Here is a 14540-nt window from a genome sequence, read left to right as displayed (position 1 = left end):
GATGGGTCAGGCGAGTTCGCAGGCCAGCCGGATGGCGTGAATCATCGAGTCCGGGCGGGCGATCCCTTGGCCAGCGATCCCAAAGGCGGTTCCGTGGTCCGGGCTCGTGCGAGGCTTCGGCAGCCCCAGGGTGACGTTTACCCCGGTGTCGAAATCCAGCAACTTCAGCGGGATCAGGCCCTGATCGTGATACATCGCCAGGACCGCGTCGAACTCTCCGTCCGCCGCTTGGCGGAAGATGGCATCCGGCACATGGGGACCGGAAAAGACTCCGGGAAACGTTTGATTCAAGCGATCGATTGCCGGGGCGATGATGCGGATTTCTTCGTCGCCGAAACGACCGTTTTCTCCAGCATGGGGGTTCAGGCCGGCGACCGCGATCCGAGGCTGGCGACGGGTTCGGCGGCGTGCGAAGTCTTCCAATAGCGTCCCGGTTGAAACAATCGCTTCAATGCTGAGTGAGCTTGAAACACTTGCAAGTGGGATGTGGATCGTGGCCAAGCCAACGCTCAGTCGCTGTCCACTCAAACACATGGCATAGTCCTGAATATCAAAGCGTTGGGCGAAAAATTCCGTCTGTCCCGGAAAGGGGAATCCACCCGCTTGCAGCGTGGCCTTCGACACGGGGCCGGTGACTACTGCCTTGGCGTCAGGATCAGACTTCAGGATTCGAACAGACGCTTCAAGCGAATCCAGCGCTCGAGTCGCCGAAATGGCGTCAGGTTGGCCGGGGGTGATCCCGGTGGTGTCGCCGAGCACCTCGAAATCGAAGCCGACGGGCAACCGGCCGGAGGCGAGCGCCTTCTCGACCACCTCCGGTCCGATGCCGGCGGGGTCGCCCAAGGTGATGAGGATGCGAGGCATCGCTGGCGGGCCGGGCCCGGCTCAGATCTTGATATCGATGATCGCGGTCTTCCGCTTGCTCTTGATCCACTTTTCGTAAGTGGCGGAGTTCTTCTTGGTGCGGACGCGCTCCTCGATCATGTCCCGCACTTCGCCCAGCGGCGGGTAGGGGCCATGCGCGATCTTGGTGATCTTCACGATCGTGAAGCCGGCCGGATCCTGGAGCGGGCCCACCACGTCACCGTCCTTGCCGGCGAAGATGATGGCGCCGAACTCCGGCTGAAGGTCGGTGCGGGGCACATCCTTCTGGAAGCCACCGTCGGCGGCAAACGCATCGCGCGAGTGTTGCTTGGCGAGCGCCGCGGCATCGGCCCCGCCCTTGATGTCGGCGGCCAGCTTCTCGGCCAGCACGAGCTGGCTTTCCGGGGTCGCCAGAGGGTTGTCGGCGTCGGTCCGGGGAAGGTAGATCTTGTTGAAGGTGATCAGGTCCTTGGATGTGTCGCGGAGCTTGTCCTTCACCTCGTTGTATTCCTTTTGAATCTCGCCGGGCAGCGGCGGTGGCGCATCGGAGAAATGCTCTGCCCGCATTGCCTGCACGATGAGCTGGTTGCGGGTCATCTTCCGGTAGCCGTCGCGGGACATGCCGGCGCGGGTCAATTCCGCGTCGAATTTCTCCTCGCTGTTGTTGAAATTGCTTTTGATCTGCCGCTTGACCTCCTTGTCGACGACGTGATCGGGCAGGTTGGCACCCTTCTTTTCCAACTGTTTGAATTCGTAGATGATGATCTCGCGGTCGATCATCTCCTGAAGCAGCTTTTCGCGGGCATCCATCACCTGGCGGTCGAATTCCGGGCCGCGGCGGGGAAATTGGGCGGCGAGCTGGGCGTAGATCGGGGCGAGCCGGAAGTTCAGCTCGCTCTTGGTGATCACCGTGCTGTTGACGCGGGCGGCGATGCCATTGACCTCGAAAGGTCCGCTCGGAGCTGCCGGCGGGGCGACAGGCTGCTGGGCCGGGCAGAGGCCGGCGGCGGAAAACAGGGCAAGCCAAGCGATGCGGGAATTCATGACGGACGGTCTCGGTGGACGCCGTGACTGTTCCGCTTACCCGGGGGCTTGGCAAGGCGCGAAACCGCCCGCATCCGCTTGCCGGGAGGCGAAAAAAAGCCGGACGATCGCTGGGATCGCCCGGCAGGAAAGGGTGACGGGGCCGGTTATTCCTCGCGCAGCTTGTCGGCCGCCTTTTCAAGGCCGTCCGCGGTGTCCTTCTTGGCTTTGTCCGCGGCTTCCCTCAATTTGTCGCCCGCTTCGGTGGTAGCTGCCTCGGCCTTGTTGGTGAGTTCATCGGCTTTGTCTTTGACCGTTTCGGCGGCGTTCTTGGCGTCATCGGCGGCGGCCTTCATCTTGGCCTCGGCCTCTGCGGCGCTGGCTTTCACCTCGGCTTTCGCCTTCTCCACATCGGCCTCCTTGCAAGCGACGAGGGCGATCGGCAAGGTGGCGACAATCATGAGATGGTGGATTTTCATAGCGGTATGGATTCGGTTTGGTTGCTGAGTCTGAAGCGACTCTGCAACCTACATCTCTAACATCGATTGCGCGCGCGTCAAACTGGTGCTTTCCAACCGCCGACCGTATGCTCCCGCCATGGAAACCGCGCTCGTCCAGTGCCCCACATGCTTCGAGAACTTCGAGGTCGTCATGCCGCCGCCCGAGGAACTGCCGGCGGAAATGGACTACGACTGCGAAATCTGCTGCCGCCCGCTGATCCTCGTCTTCGATGAATCGGGTGCCTATGCCCGCGGCCTCGGCGAGTGAGTGATGGCGCCGGCGATTTCCATCCTGCTGCCATTCCACAATGCCGCCGCCACCCTCGCGGAGGCGCTGGAAAGCCTGCTGGCCCAGACCTTCGGGGATTGGGAACTGCTTACCGTGGACGATCGCTCGGACGATGGGTCCGCTGGAATCGTCGCTGGCTTCGCCCGGCGGGATTCCCGGGTTCGATTGATGGTGAATGCCGGGCCGCCCGGGATTGTCGGCGCGCTCCAGACCGCCGCGAAGGGTGCAGCCGCCGACTGGCTGGCGCGCATGGATGCCGATGACTGTTGCCACCCCGAGCGCCTCGCCCGCCAGTGGGAAAGGGCAGGGGCGGGGGCGGGGGAGGTCGACGTGGTCGCGACCGATGTGGACCTGATCGACCCGCTCGGCGAAGGGATGACCCGCTACGTCGCCTGGGCCAATTCGCTGGAAACCCACGAGGCGATTGCCAACGCCCGTTTCATCGAGAATCCGGTGATTCACCCGACCGTGCTGATGCGCCGCCGCGCATTCGATGCCGTAGGCGGCTACCGCGAAGTCCCGTGGGCGGAGGACCACGATCTCTGGCTGCGGATGCTCCAGCACGGGGCACGCTTCGCGAAAGTCACCGAGCGCCTGCTGGCGTGGCGTGACTCGGCCGACCGCCTGACCCGCAGCGATGGCCGCTACCACGAAAAGGCCCGCCAGCAAATGCGCGCCCATTTCCTGTCCGCCCTCCCCGCCGTCCGCGAGCAAGGAGTCGTCATCGCGGGAGCTGGCCCGATCGGCAAGTCGCTGGCCCGCGGGCTCCTCGCGCTCGGCATCACCGTCCATGGATTTTTCGATGTGCATCCGCGCCGCCTCGGCGAAACCATCCATGGCGCGGAGGTCGCCGGCCTCGGAGACTTCGGTCACCGCTGGCGCGATGCCGTGCTGCTCTCCGCCGTGGGCCTCGCTGGCGTGAGGGAAGAGATCCGGCAACTCGCGGCCGATGCCGGTTATGGGGAAGGCCGGGACTTCTGGTGCATCTGCTGATGGAGCCAATCGACTGGTGGGTCCGTAGGTGCGTGTTAGATTCGCCGCCATGGCCACCGAGAAGGAAAAGATGATCGCCGGCGAACTCTATCAGGCATTTGGTGAGGAACTCTTCGGCGAACGTCAGCATGCCAAGCGGCTGTGCCGCCGCTTCAACGCGACCACCGAGGAGGAGATGGCGGAGCGGGAGGGGATCCTCCGCGAATTGCTCGGCACCTGCGGGCCGAATGCCTTCATCGAGCCGCCCTTCCGCTGCGACTACGGCTATAACTTCCACGTCGGCCGGAACTTCTATGCGAACTTCGACCTGATCGTGCTGGATTGCTGCGAGGTCCGCATCGGCGACAACTGCATGATCGCGCCGCGGGTCTCGATTTTCACCGCCACCCACCCGCTCGATGCCGCCACGCGTATCAGCGGCCTCGAGTATGCCATGCCCATCACCATCGGCGACAACGTCTGGATCGGCGGCCATGCGGTCATCAATCCAGGAGTCACCATCGGCGACAACGTGGTGGTCGCCGCCGGAGCGGTCGTGACGAAGGATGTGCCGGCGAATGTCGTGGTGGCCGGGGTTCCCGCCCGGATCATCCGGCAACTGGATGCCCCGGAGAGTTGAAGCTTGAGGCCTTCCTCAACGAACACGCGGCCCAAGGCTGGAAGTTCGTCAAATCGGTCCATGAAACGAAGAAGGTGCTCGGGATCTTCGCTCGTGAGGCTCACTTCGTGATCTTCGAGCGCGACGTGTGAGGTTGTCGCGGTGTAGCGTGAGGCATGCCGGGCCCGGCCCCTCGTTGGAAGCGAGGGGATGAATTGGAATGGCCGCCACGCCGGATCGGTGAGATACGATGCTGCCATGTCGGAGAAGAAATCCTCGGGATGCGTGGTGGCGGCGGTCGTCGGAATCGTCGTGCTGGTGGGCGGCTTGGCGCTGGTGGCCACGCTCATCTATCGAGGCGCCGTTTTCGGCAAGGAGGCCATGTCGGCCCAATTTGAGAAGCATCGCGCGGAGGCCTCCAAGGCGATGGCTGAGGCCGCGGCGGTGGAGCCGGTAAAGCTCACCGAGGGCGAGCTTCCGGACTACTCCAGCTATCAAGCTGGCCAGCCCTTGACCCGGGAGATGTTCCTCGCGTGGCGATCCGACACCGAGGCGACCACGCTGGTGCAGGATACCTTTCGCGAGAAAGCCGAAGGGGCCGATGTGAGCTGGAATCTCCGCGCCGGCGATCTCCGGCAGGAAGGGGATCGCATCATCGGCAGCTTCTACCTGCCCTACGTGACGCTGGCGAAGGACGGCATTCGCACCCAGACCGGAGTCGAATCGCTGCGCTGCGAATTCGCGGCCGGGGAGCGCGAGTCGCTGCTGAACATCCGCCGGGACAGCATGGCGACCATCCGCGGCAAGCTCTCCCTAAAGAACGGCGAGACCGTGCTGCGCGATGCCCGGCAGGCGGGCACCGGCGTGGAGAAGGAGTGAGTTCCTGCTCCATGTGAGGCGGGGAGGAGCGGGCGGACTTTCTCTGCAAGTCGGGAAAGGTCGCGCGTCAGAGAACTGCCGGGAGCGCCCAAGCAACCGGTGAAAGCCCCCAACCTCTACCGCCATGAAAACCGCCGCTATTATCCTGCTGACGATCGTCTGGCTCGCCTCATGGACCAGTATCGCGCTCGGCCTTTCCGATGGCCTGACTTCGGCCAATACCGCGCCGGAGCAGGTCGTGGCGGCCCTCGACCGCTGAGCTTTCAGCACCGTCGAGAAATGCTTGCCAAGCCCGGTGGATTTCCCCAAAACCTCGGCCCCGCCGCACGGCAACGCAATTCAAAGCGCGCTTAGCTCAGTGGTAGAGCACATCCTTCACACGGATGGGGTCGCAGGTTCGAACCCTGCAGCGCGCACCATTTTCAACCGGAGAGAAGTCTCCGGTTTTTTGTTGGTGGTAAGGAGGGTGTGGTCAGTCCCCGGGGCAGTCCCCGCATTGAGAAAATCCAGTTCGCCGGCATGCCGCCAAGGGCATGGAGGGTTGCGGCGCAATTTGGGGCGGGCGAGGCGAAGCGATTCGCGTTCGAATTGGAGGGAGCTTGGAGCCCGCCCATTGCCAGAGCAGGGGCTTCCGGCGGCAAGTGCGATGCAGAGCCCGCGATCTAGTCGCTGCCTGAACGTTACCCAGAATTCGGAACATGGAAACCGCCCGGCGTGGATTTGATGATGAAGCGCCGGTATGGCTCCGTATTTTGGCGCGATGAAGTGGATCAGCCTTTTCGCCATTTTGCCCGCGGCTCTGCTAGCGCTGGAAAAGCCAAACATCGTCATCCTGTATGCCGATGACATGGGCTATGGCGACCTCGGCGTGAACAACCCGGCGTCCAAGATTCCGACGCCGCACCTGGATCAGCTCGCGAAGGAAGGAATGCGCTTCACCGATGCCCACTCGTCGTCCGGCATCTGCACTCCATCGCGCTATGCGATGCTCACCGGCCGTCACCACTGGCGGGATTTCCATCAGATCGCGGGGGCCTTCGACGGCAGTGTCTTCAAGAAGGACCAGCTCACCTTGCCCGCCATGCTTCGCGAGAAAGGCTACGCCACCGCGTGCATCGGCAAGTGGCATCTGGGCTTCGATTGGGATGGCATTCGCAAACCGGGCTCGCCGCCCAAGTCGATCCGCCACACGGATTTCGAATGGACCAAGCCTTTCAGCGGCGGCCCGCTCGATCACGGCTTCGACCACTACTTCGGCGACAACGTGATCAACTTCCCGCCCTACGCGTGGATCGAGGATGAGAAGCTGGTCCTCCCCCCGGACACAACCTTGGAAAAGGTGCCGGGCCAACCGAAGGAAGGCGGTTGGGAGTGCCGGCCCGGGCCTGCGCGTTCGGACTGGGATTTCTATCAGGTACTGCCAACGCTGACCCGCAAGTCGGTCGAATATGTCCGCTCGCGCAAGGGCAAGGAGCAGCCGTTCTTCCTCTACGTGCCTTTTCCTTCGCCACACGCGCCGATCATTCCGAATGGCGAGTTTGACGGCAAATCCAAGGCCGGGCCCTTCGGTGACTTCGTGGTCCAGACCGACGACGCCTGCGGCCAGATCCTCGCCGCGCTGCGCGAGACCGGGCTCGCGGAGAATACCATCGTCGTTTTCTCCGCCGACAATGGTGCGGAGATCTTCGCTCATGCCCGCGACCAGAAATTCGATCATTGGTCATCCGCGCCCTTCCGCGGGATCAAGCGCGACCTTTACGAAGGCGGGCATCACGTCCCCTTCGTGATCAAGTGGCCGGGCCTCACCAAGCCGGGCAGTGTTTCCGATGCCCTGCTTTCGCAGGTCGATCTCATGGCCACCTTCGCAGCGCTGGTGAACTACGATCTTCCTCGTACTTGCGCGGAGGATTCGCACGACTTCCTGCCGTTTCTCAAGGGTGCCGCCGCCGAAGGACCGCGGACGGCCATCGTCCACAATACGAACGCGAAAGTTTACGCCATGCGCTCGGGCCATTGGCTACTGATCGATACCAAGACCGGCAATGTCCGCCCGGTGCCGAAGGCGTGGATGGACAAGCACGACACCCCGGCGGATGACGACTTGCCGGTCGAACTCTACGACCTGAAGGCTGATCCCGGCCAGCGCAAGAACCTCGCCGCGGATCAGCCCGATACCGTGAAGAAGCTTCAGGGGCTCCTGAAAAAGATCCGCGATCAAGGTCACTCTGCTCCCCGACTCGACTAGATCCTCATGTCTCCCATCGCTCGCCTCCTCGCCCTCGCGCTGCTGACCGTTTCCGCTGCCTCCGCTGGATCACCGAACATCGTGGTGCTGTTCTCGGATGATGCCGGCTATGCCGATTTCGGCATTCAGGAAAAGGCCGACCCTGCACTGGCCAAGCTCACGCCACGGCTCACCGCGCTGGCGAAGGAAGGCATTGTCTTCACCAATGCCTACGTCTCGGGTGCCGTCTGCTCTCCATCGCGCGCTGGAGCAATGACCGGCCGCTACCAGCAGCGCTTCGGCCACGACAAGAATATCCCTCCCGGCTACCTGAAGGGCGGCCTGCCGCTTTCCGAGAAGTTGATCGGCGACCGGTTGCGGCCGCTGGGCTACACCACGGGACTGATTGGCAAGTGGCACCTCGGCTATCCAACTGGCTACCATCCGAACCAACGCGGCTTCGATCATTTCTTCGGAATGCTGCAGGGCTCGCGTTCGTACTTCCCGATGAAGAAGGAGAACGGTCACCGCAGCTTCCTGCTCAACGACAAGGTCACGCCGGAAGGCGGCTACACCACCGACCGCATCGGTGACGGTGCCTGCGACTTTATCCGCTCGAACAAGGAGAAGCCGTTTTTCCTCTTCGTCGCCTTCACTACGCCGCACGGCCCGCTGCAACCGAAGCCGGAGGATCTCAAGGCGATCGGGAAGATCGGCGACGAGCGGCGTACGAAGTACGCCGAGCTGGTGAAGTCGCTCGATGAAAATTGCGGCAAGATCCTCGACTGCCTGGAGGAGGAAGGACTGGCGAAGAACACGTTGGTCGTCTTTTCCAACGACAACGGCGGCCAGACTCAGACCGGCGCGGTGAATACCCCGCTGCGGGGACACAAGGGCGAGGTCGTGGAAGGCGGGATCCGCGTACCGATGGCGATGCGCTGGCCCGGTGTGATTCCGTCCGGCACCAGGAACGACAGCCCGGTGATCTCGCTCGATTGGTTTCCGACCTTCGTCGAGGCCTCGGGTAACAAGGCGGAGCCGGAGTGGAAGCTCGATGGCACGAGTCTGATGCCGCTGCTGAAGGATCCCTCTATCAAGCTCCCCGAACGGGCGCTCTACTGGCGCACCAGCGGTGGCAAGGGGCCGATCGCGATCCGCGAAGGCGACTGGAAACTCATCAAGCTGCGCGGCAAGTCGGCGACGGGACCCGAACTCTACAACCTGAAGGAAGACATTTCGGAAGCCAACAATCTCGCCGCCGGAAATCCGGACAAGGTGAAGGCGCTGGAAGAAAAGCTCGATGCCTGGGAGTCCGGGTTGATCGAGCCGCTATGGTGAGAAGCGTCGAGGATCCTGTTGCGCTGCCAACGCATCCTTCCGTTCGCTGATCGAGGGAGAGGCGCTCACGAAAAAAGCAGCCCGGGCCGAAGCCCGGGCTGCCCTTGAAGGTGTAATGGGAGCCCTTCGGCGTCCCCACGTGTCCCTGTTCCTACTTAGATGGGGACGGGGATGGGGGTGAGGTCTGGCAGAGAGTCGAAAACCGACTTCTTGATCGCGCCGCCGATGTTGGCGTTGATCGAGCCGACGCCTTCTCCGACGTCATCAATACCGACCACGTGGTTCCCGGAGAAATTGTTTTTCACCAGGCTGAGGAAGGGATCGCCGCCCTCTCCAGTGTCTTTCACGGTCACTTGGGCTTTGGCCAAGCCTTGGGAGTCCAATGAAAGCATGGAGGTATTGATCTCCAATAGGGAGAACGAATCCGTGATGTTCACCTTAAGGGTCGAGTTGTTGGCGGTGAAGACCCGCTTGAACACGGCGCTGCCTCCCTCAGTGTCAAAGAACCCCGTTGGAATAAGCACCTTGTAGCGCTCATCGGCCGGGCCGCGGGTGCGGGCCAAGTAGTAAGTGGCCACCTCCATGACCTGGTCATCCTCGCCCTCGTAGGTGGCGATGATGTCGAAGTGTTGTGGACTGGAAGTCGGGGTGCCGAGCTCATCCAACAGGGCCTCGATCACGTCGTTGGTATCGATCTGGGCGCTCGACGTTTCGTCGAGGGCCGTCTGGATCGTGGCTTGGGCGGTGATCTTGACCTTGTAGAAGGCGTTGGGGGCGGGCTCACCCGCATACGCGGACGAGATGACGGCAACAGAGGCGACTCCGATGATTTGCGCAAGTTTCATGGTTTGCTTTCGTTTTTGGTGACGTAGGAGATCCCTTATTTGGTTTTCATCCTATGCCGCAACATCTTCAACGTGGGATGGGCGAGTTTGTCAAGCGTTTCATTGAGTTTGCTTGGGTCAAGGATGTTAGTTTGTGTTAGCAAATAATCCTGAAGTCCCTTGTGGGCCACTGGTCCGCCGTATTCGAGAAGGCCATCGCGAGCGGCTTCCCGGATTTCCGGGGAGTCCGAATGCGCCGCTTCTTCAATCAAAAGCGCATTGATCCGCGGGTCGTCGGGGGGCTCAAGGATCCGGGCGTTTTCCAGCATGTCGCATTTGCCCGCCACCGTCTTGAGTTGACCGTAAATTCTAACAAATGTTTGAATTTCGGGGTAGCCGTCCCCATCCGTATCGTAGGCGGCAGTGTCCACGATCCCGGCTTCGTCTGTTTCGAATGGGAGATCATCGGCGGCGGGCGTAGCGGGGAGATTGCGCTCGTCCTGATCCTTCGAGCCGGCGCCATTTGCACCCTTGCCGCCGGGATGGCCGCTGGTTGCCGTCCCCGGGGGGGCATGGCTGTCGCTTGAACGGCCTGCCTTGGGATACCAGATGGCAATGCCAGCGGCAGCCATGAGGCCGGCCGCGACGCAATAAGTGACGGATCGTTTCTGCATAACAGGGAATGGCCTGAAGGCTTTCACGGATTGGCCGATCCGGCAACCTTCCGCTTACCCGGGCGGTGCAGGAAGGCCGGGGGGCCGATGGGAAGGCCGATGGGTGGGAACTTCATCGGGTAGGCTGTTTTGGTGGGGAGGGCTACCAAGGGTCGGCTCCGCGGCAGCGGATGTCAGGCCACCGGTTCATGGTGACGAAGCTGGTATGGGTAGAGATCCACGTGCTGCGAGTCTCGCAAAATGAAGCAGCGATGACGGAGCAGCTCCGCTAGTGCAGATTCGTCCAAGAGGGAGCTGACCGGGTCATTTTCGCCATCAACATTGTAGAAGTAGTGCCCTCCGATGCGATAGTCCCGCCGAAACGCGGTGCGCCATTGCGAGTTGCCGCCCCATCCGAGCGAAAGATCTTCGACCGCCCGTCCCGCCCGGCGATAGCACCAGTACAGCGTGGAGGCCTCGGCGATGTCCTTCCTTGTATGCATGGTGCCGCCAGTGACCGAGACTCCGGCTCGGGCAATCATCAAAGGCCCACACATGAAGCCGGGCCAAGCGATTGTTGAAATAGTGATCGGGGCATCGACGGTCGCAGATGGAGTGACTTCGACCACCTCGTGATAAAAGGGATGGAAGTCCCTGGCGTCGATCTCGCACAGGCCGAGGCTCTGCATGAAGGCGGTGTAGTGATGCTTACGGCCGCGGTCTTTCCCGATCCGCTCGATCAACGCGTCGGACACGCGGGACAGGGCGTACAGACGCCACCGATCCTCGACTGACATTTCGGGAATGCCGCTGCTTTCATCAACGCGTTTCAACCCTGCGATCCACGCGGACTCGCCGGGATGGGTCCGCAGCCATTCTCCAATCACCGGCTCCAACTCGCCGTCTTCGTTGCAGTCATCAAGCTGCTCGAGTAGTTCGCTATACGGCGCTTGGTCGCTATGCATCTTGGGCTGAGGCGTGGCTGATTCACCCGAGGTAAGGATGGAAGCCACGCGCTTTCAAGGTGGAATCAAGGACGGCGACCGGCCGGCGGGAGGTAAGAGTGGCAGGCGCGAACGGGGGGCATCCGCGCCTGCCACACCAGTCCGGGGGGCGGGAGAGGCGGAGATTACATGGAGGCCTCTTTCCTGCCACCGGGGGAAATCGCCTGCTTGAGGGTACGCGACATTATTAGGTCGCTTCCGAATATTCGGGTTTTCTTGAGCGCGGCGTTTCTATTGATCCGGCGGCCGGTTTGCGTCGGTGCCGGCGGGTTCCCACAGCTCGATGGGATTTCCCTCCGGGTCGTGCAAGTGGGCGAAGCGGCCATTCGGGTAAACCGTATCTTCGACCATCACCGTGATGCCCGCCGATCTGAGCTGGGCGACCATGGCATCGAGATTCCCGACGCGGAAATTGAGGCGCCAGGCATATTCCGAGGCACCGGTCCCTTGGGCTTCCTTCGGTTCGGAAGCGAACGCGGTCGGCCCTTCGTCCTGCCACCACGAGCCGTCCTCATACTCGACGCCCACCTTCCGGACACCCAGATGCTGTTCATACCAGTCGTTCAGTGCTTCAGGGTCTTTGCCTCTGAAGAAGAAGCCGCCTATGCCTGTGACTTTTTCCATGGTGGAGGGGAGTTCGGGTCTAACGAACGATTCGTTGGTCCAAACTTGCTAGGATGAATCCATGAATATTCAAGGCAGATCAAGACTGCGGACGGATCACGCCAAGCGTTTGGAAAGAAAGAGTTTTCTGTGGCCGAGCGAATCCCAAACGCGAAACCCTCCGCGGCAAGGTGATTGCCGGGGAGGGTGGAAAGGCCGGGCCGCCTGAGCTCAGCGGCTGCCTTGAGAAGTCAGTCGATCGTGTTGACGGAGCCATTCATCTGGATGGTCCGGTCCAAGGTGAAGGTCACATAGTCCAGGCGCTCCAATCCGAACGGGGTGTCTGTCAGCAATTCGATCGTCCACTGGCCGTCGGCGTCGAAGACGTTACCGAAGTTGGACACGGATTCGAGGTGGTTCACGGGGATCGTTTGGGAGTGGTAGTTCTTGCCGCCCCCGGCGATCACGGTGCCGACGGTGTTGAGGGCCGGGGCGCCTTTGTATGCCTGGGTAATGACGCTGGAACCGGGATAGACGTCCGTGACACTGAAGGTCACGGCAGGCATCTGGAAGCGGATCAACTGGTTGTTGGTGATCCCTGAGATCGAGCCATTGGCTACTGGCCAGATCTGGACGAACTGGGACGCCAATTGTGACGAAGGTGCTTGGTAGTCCGCCACCGAGAAGACCGAGTAGCGCTGCTCACCACGGACCTTTGCACGATTCGCGCCAGGGATCGAGTTGGTCGGGAAGGTCAGGGTGGTGGTGCCATTCTGAACCAGGGATTGCGTGCCAAGCAACGTCGCCTGGGTACGGTCGATGCCTATACCGGTCCCGGTGGTGCCATAGGACTGCATGTGCTGGAGCAGGTTGACGCTCTTCGAGGCGACCGGATCGCCAGCACCGGCCAAAAGGCCGGAGACGGTCACGGCAACGACGAAGGGGTGGTCAGCCCGGGTCCGGGGGATGGAGGTGTAGGGGTCTTGCGAGGTGATGGCCACCTGGGCGATCGGCACGTAGGTGCCGACGTAGCGGCTATCGAGCAGGTAGTTGACCGGCGGAGTGGTGCCTTTCACGGTCCACAGTTCGAAGCGGGCACCGCCCGGATTGATCGCCAGCGGAGAAAGGCTCTCCCCGGTGGCGGCGATGTTTTGCAGGTCCCACTCGACCCAATTGGCCTCAGGGACGCCGGCCTGGATCTGGACCTGGCGGATGAAGTTCGTGAAGGTCGAGCCGGTCGTCGCGGCCAGCAGTGGGGATGACAGCAGCCCCATGGCAGCGGCGATGATGGATGGGAGCTGTTTCATGGCTTGGCGGCGGTGGAGGTTGGGACTGCCGGTGCCTTGCCGGGCACCGCAGCGGTTTTGGTGGCGGGATCTTCGTAGCGATTCACCGAGATGGGCCCCTCCTGATAGGTGGCCACCACGAGGCGCTTTTCCTTGGCGAAGGACTTCACGGTATCCTCGTCCATCGGTTCCCGGCCTTCCGCTTGCGCACGGGAGACGGCGACGGTGCGGATCCACGAGCGGTTCGCCGCATAGAAGTCGATCCACGGGATGAACTTCGATTGTTCCTTCAGGCCGCCGCGGCTCTCGAGTTCCTTGGGAAAGTGCAACACCGCCTTCTTTGGAACGAGCGTCGCCTGGCCGAGGTAGCTGAAAATATCCGAGCGGGAGAGCAGGTCCTTCGGGCGGTTGACGACCGAGGGATCCTCGCCTTCGAGCGGCTTGAACACCGGTAGCGGGGCCTGATCCTTGGCCTGGCGCGCGGCTTCCACGATATCGTCGTGGGTGACCACGTCGCGCATCGGCTTGCGTGCGGGCTCTTGTGCGGAAGCGAGCGGAATCAGGATCCCGGCAACCGCGCCCAAAATGATCATTGGAGATCTCATGGTGCTCATGGCGCTGGGGTTGTCACGGTGCGGAAGGTGCAGAGCAGCACCATGTCCTGAAGGTCGTAGCCGGGGTCGGTGCGCTGGGAATCGTAGTGGGTGAGCTCCATGAACACGATCACGTCCATGGGACCGATCTTCACGCGGCCGGAGCTGTCGAGGTAGGGGCGAAGGAAGCTTTCCAGCGACGGGGCGTTGTACTGCGGGACGTTCGAGGGAGGGGTGTCACCATTGACCAGCGTGCGGACGTTGAGGGTATTACTCTGTGAATTGAAGTAGGGACCCCAAGCATTGTTATACTTGTACTTTCCGCCGAAACGGAGCCGCTTGCCCTTCAGTACCTTCTGGGTTTTGACGATCTTGCTCGGCTGGACCTGGGTGTTCGTGCCGTAGAAGATCTCGCTGTAGCTGCCGCCGTCGTAGCTGAACTCCGCGCGGGTTGGGACGAAGGTGTAGCCGCTACCGCTCGAATTGCCGACGGTGACGCCCGCACCAAGGATGCGGATGTCCACGTAGAGGTCCTCGGTGGGATTGACGGTGTTTCCTCCTTCAATGTCCGTGTAGTCTTGGACGATCGAAGGGTAGGTAATGGTCCAAGTCAGCTTCGGCTTGGTTCCCGGTTGGACGATGAGCGGGAATGCGGTCAGCGAGCCCGTCGGAATCGAGGGTTCGGTGGATTGGGCGTTTGCCGCGGGTGCGCAGCAAGCAAGGAAGGCTGCCGCAAGGGCAGCCAATCGGCTAGTTTTCATGGCTGGTTTAGGGTGACAGGTGGAGTGTAACTTTTCCGGCTCTCCTGGGATCCATGGCCGTGGGACAAGCCATGGGGAGGGCACTCGGCGAGAGTTCCGGGCGCAGAA

General features: G+C 62.0%; 18 protein-coding genes and 1 tRNA gene. 9 read left to right on the top strand and 10 right to left on the bottom strand.

Annotation, left to right across the window (positions count from 1 at the left end):
* Positions 1–6 precede the first annotated feature (6 nt).
* From pdxA to OKA05_RS04605, 3 genes are all read right to left on the bottom strand, one after another.
* The gene (pdxA, locus tag OKA05_RS04615; RefSeq protein ID WP_264485931.1) at positions 7–843 is read right to left on the bottom strand and encodes a 4-hydroxythreonine-4-phosphate dehydrogenase PdxA; all 837 of its coding nucleotides are present in this window, start codon (positions 841–843) and stop codon (positions 7–9) included.
* A gap of 42 nt (positions 844–885) precedes the next feature.
* On the bottom strand, positions 886–1908 hold the full coding sequence (locus OKA05_RS04610) for a SurA N-terminal domain-containing protein (RefSeq protein ID WP_264485930.1): 1023 nt from the start codon (positions 1906–1908) through the stop codon (positions 886–888).
* Positions 1909–2054: 146 nt separating this feature from the next.
* Positions 2055–2366, bottom strand: a complete 312-nt coding sequence (locus OKA05_RS04605) for a hypothetical protein (protein WP_264485929.1) — start codon at positions 2364–2366, stop codon at positions 2055–2057.
* A 118-nt stretch (positions 2367–2484) separates the two neighbouring features.
* Here OKA05_RS04605 and OKA05_RS04600 point away from each other — a divergent pair, with 118 nt between their 5' ends.
* From OKA05_RS04600 to OKA05_RS04560, 9 genes are all read left to right on the top strand, one after another.
* The gene (locus tag OKA05_RS04600; protein WP_264485928.1) at positions 2485–2655 is read left to right on the top strand and encodes a zinc ribbon domain-containing protein; all 171 of its coding nucleotides are present in this window, start codon (positions 2485–2487) and stop codon (positions 2653–2655) included.
* 3 nt (positions 2656–2658) lie between these two features.
* Positions 2659–3669 carry a glycosyltransferase gene (locus OKA05_RS04595; RefSeq protein ID WP_264485927.1) on the top strand — a complete coding sequence of 337 codons (1011 nt, stop codon included), beginning with the start codon at positions 2659–2661 and terminating at the stop codon, positions 3667–3669.
* 49 nt (positions 3670–3718) lie between these two features.
* Complete coding sequence (locus OKA05_RS04590; protein WP_264485926.1) at positions 3719–4288, top strand: sugar O-acetyltransferase; 570 nt, start codon at positions 3719–3721, stop codon at positions 4286–4288.
* A complete protein-coding gene (locus OKA05_RS04585) occupies positions 4285–4419 on the top strand; it encodes a DUF4177 domain-containing protein (RefSeq protein ID WP_264485925.1) in 135 nt (44 codons plus the stop codon). Before OKA05_RS04590 ends, OKA05_RS04585 begins: the two co-directional genes overlap by 4 nt.
* Before the next feature lie 106 nt (positions 4420–4525).
* The gene (locus OKA05_RS04580) at positions 4526–5146 is read left to right on the top strand and encodes a hypothetical protein (RefSeq protein WP_264485924.1); all 621 of its coding nucleotides are present in this window, start codon (positions 4526–4528) and stop codon (positions 5144–5146) included.
* A 124-nt stretch (positions 5147–5270) separates the two neighbouring features.
* Complete coding sequence (locus OKA05_RS04575) at positions 5271–5405, top strand: hypothetical protein (protein ID WP_264485923.1); 135 nt, start codon at positions 5271–5273, stop codon at positions 5403–5405.
* 85 nt (positions 5406–5490) lie between these two features.
* Positions 5491–5565 (top strand) — tRNA-Val (locus OKA05_RS04570).
* A gap of 341 nt (positions 5566–5906) precedes the next feature.
* Positions 5907–7391 carry a sulfatase family protein gene (locus OKA05_RS04565; RefSeq protein ID WP_264485922.1) on the top strand — a complete coding sequence of 495 codons (1485 nt, stop codon included), beginning with the start codon at positions 5907–5909 and terminating at the stop codon, positions 7389–7391.
* 6 nt (positions 7392–7397) lie between these two features.
* Entirely contained in the window at positions 7398–8708 is a 1311-nt protein-coding gene (locus OKA05_RS04560) for a sulfatase (RefSeq protein ID WP_264485921.1), read from the top strand.
* Positions 8709–8863: 155 nt separating this feature from the next.
* Here the strand turns inward: OKA05_RS04560 and OKA05_RS04555 are convergent, their stop codons facing one another.
* The 7 genes from OKA05_RS04555 to OKA05_RS04525 all read right to left on the bottom strand — a co-directional run bounded on the left by OKA05_RS04555 (position 8864) and on the right by OKA05_RS04525 (position 14432).
* The gene (locus tag OKA05_RS04555) at positions 8864–9553 is read right to left on the bottom strand and encodes a hypothetical protein (protein WP_264485920.1); all 690 of its coding nucleotides are present in this window, start codon (positions 9551–9553) and stop codon (positions 8864–8866) included.
* A gap of 35 nt (positions 9554–9588) precedes the next feature.
* Positions 9589–10206, bottom strand: coding sequence for a hypothetical protein (locus OKA05_RS04550; protein WP_264485919.1), 618 nt, complete (start codon positions 10204–10206; stop codon positions 9589–9591).
* Between the two features lie 173 nt (positions 10207–10379).
* Entirely contained in the window at positions 10380–11198 is an 819-nt protein-coding gene (locus tag OKA05_RS04545) for a hypothetical protein (RefSeq protein WP_264485918.1), read from the bottom strand.
* Positions 11199–11420: 222 nt separating this feature from the next.
* Entirely contained in the window at positions 11421–11813 is a 393-nt protein-coding gene (locus OKA05_RS04540) for a VOC family protein (RefSeq protein WP_264485917.1), read from the bottom strand.
* Positions 11814–12043: 230 nt separating this feature from the next.
* A complete protein-coding gene (locus OKA05_RS04535; protein WP_264485916.1) occupies positions 12044–13099 on the bottom strand; it encodes a hypothetical protein in 1056 nt (351 codons plus the stop codon).
* A complete protein-coding gene (locus OKA05_RS04530) occupies positions 13096–13671 on the bottom strand; it encodes a hypothetical protein (RefSeq protein ID WP_264485915.1) in 576 nt (191 codons plus the stop codon). Before OKA05_RS04530 ends, OKA05_RS04535 begins: the two co-directional genes overlap by 4 nt.
* 17 nt (positions 13672–13688) lie before the next feature.
* Positions 13689–14432: a hypothetical protein gene (locus tag OKA05_RS04525; protein ID WP_264485914.1), complete on the bottom strand. Its 744-nt coding sequence runs from the start codon at positions 14430–14432 to the stop codon at positions 13689–13691.
* Positions 14433–14540: the final 108 nt, after the last annotated feature.

Origin of the sequence: Luteolibacter arcticus (genome assembly GCF_025950235.1) — a bacterium.
Lineage (GTDB): Bacteria > Verrucomicrobiota > Verrucomicrobiia > Verrucomicrobiales > Akkermansiaceae > Haloferula > Haloferula arctica.
This window is presented reverse-complemented; position numbering and strand designations above follow the sequence as displayed.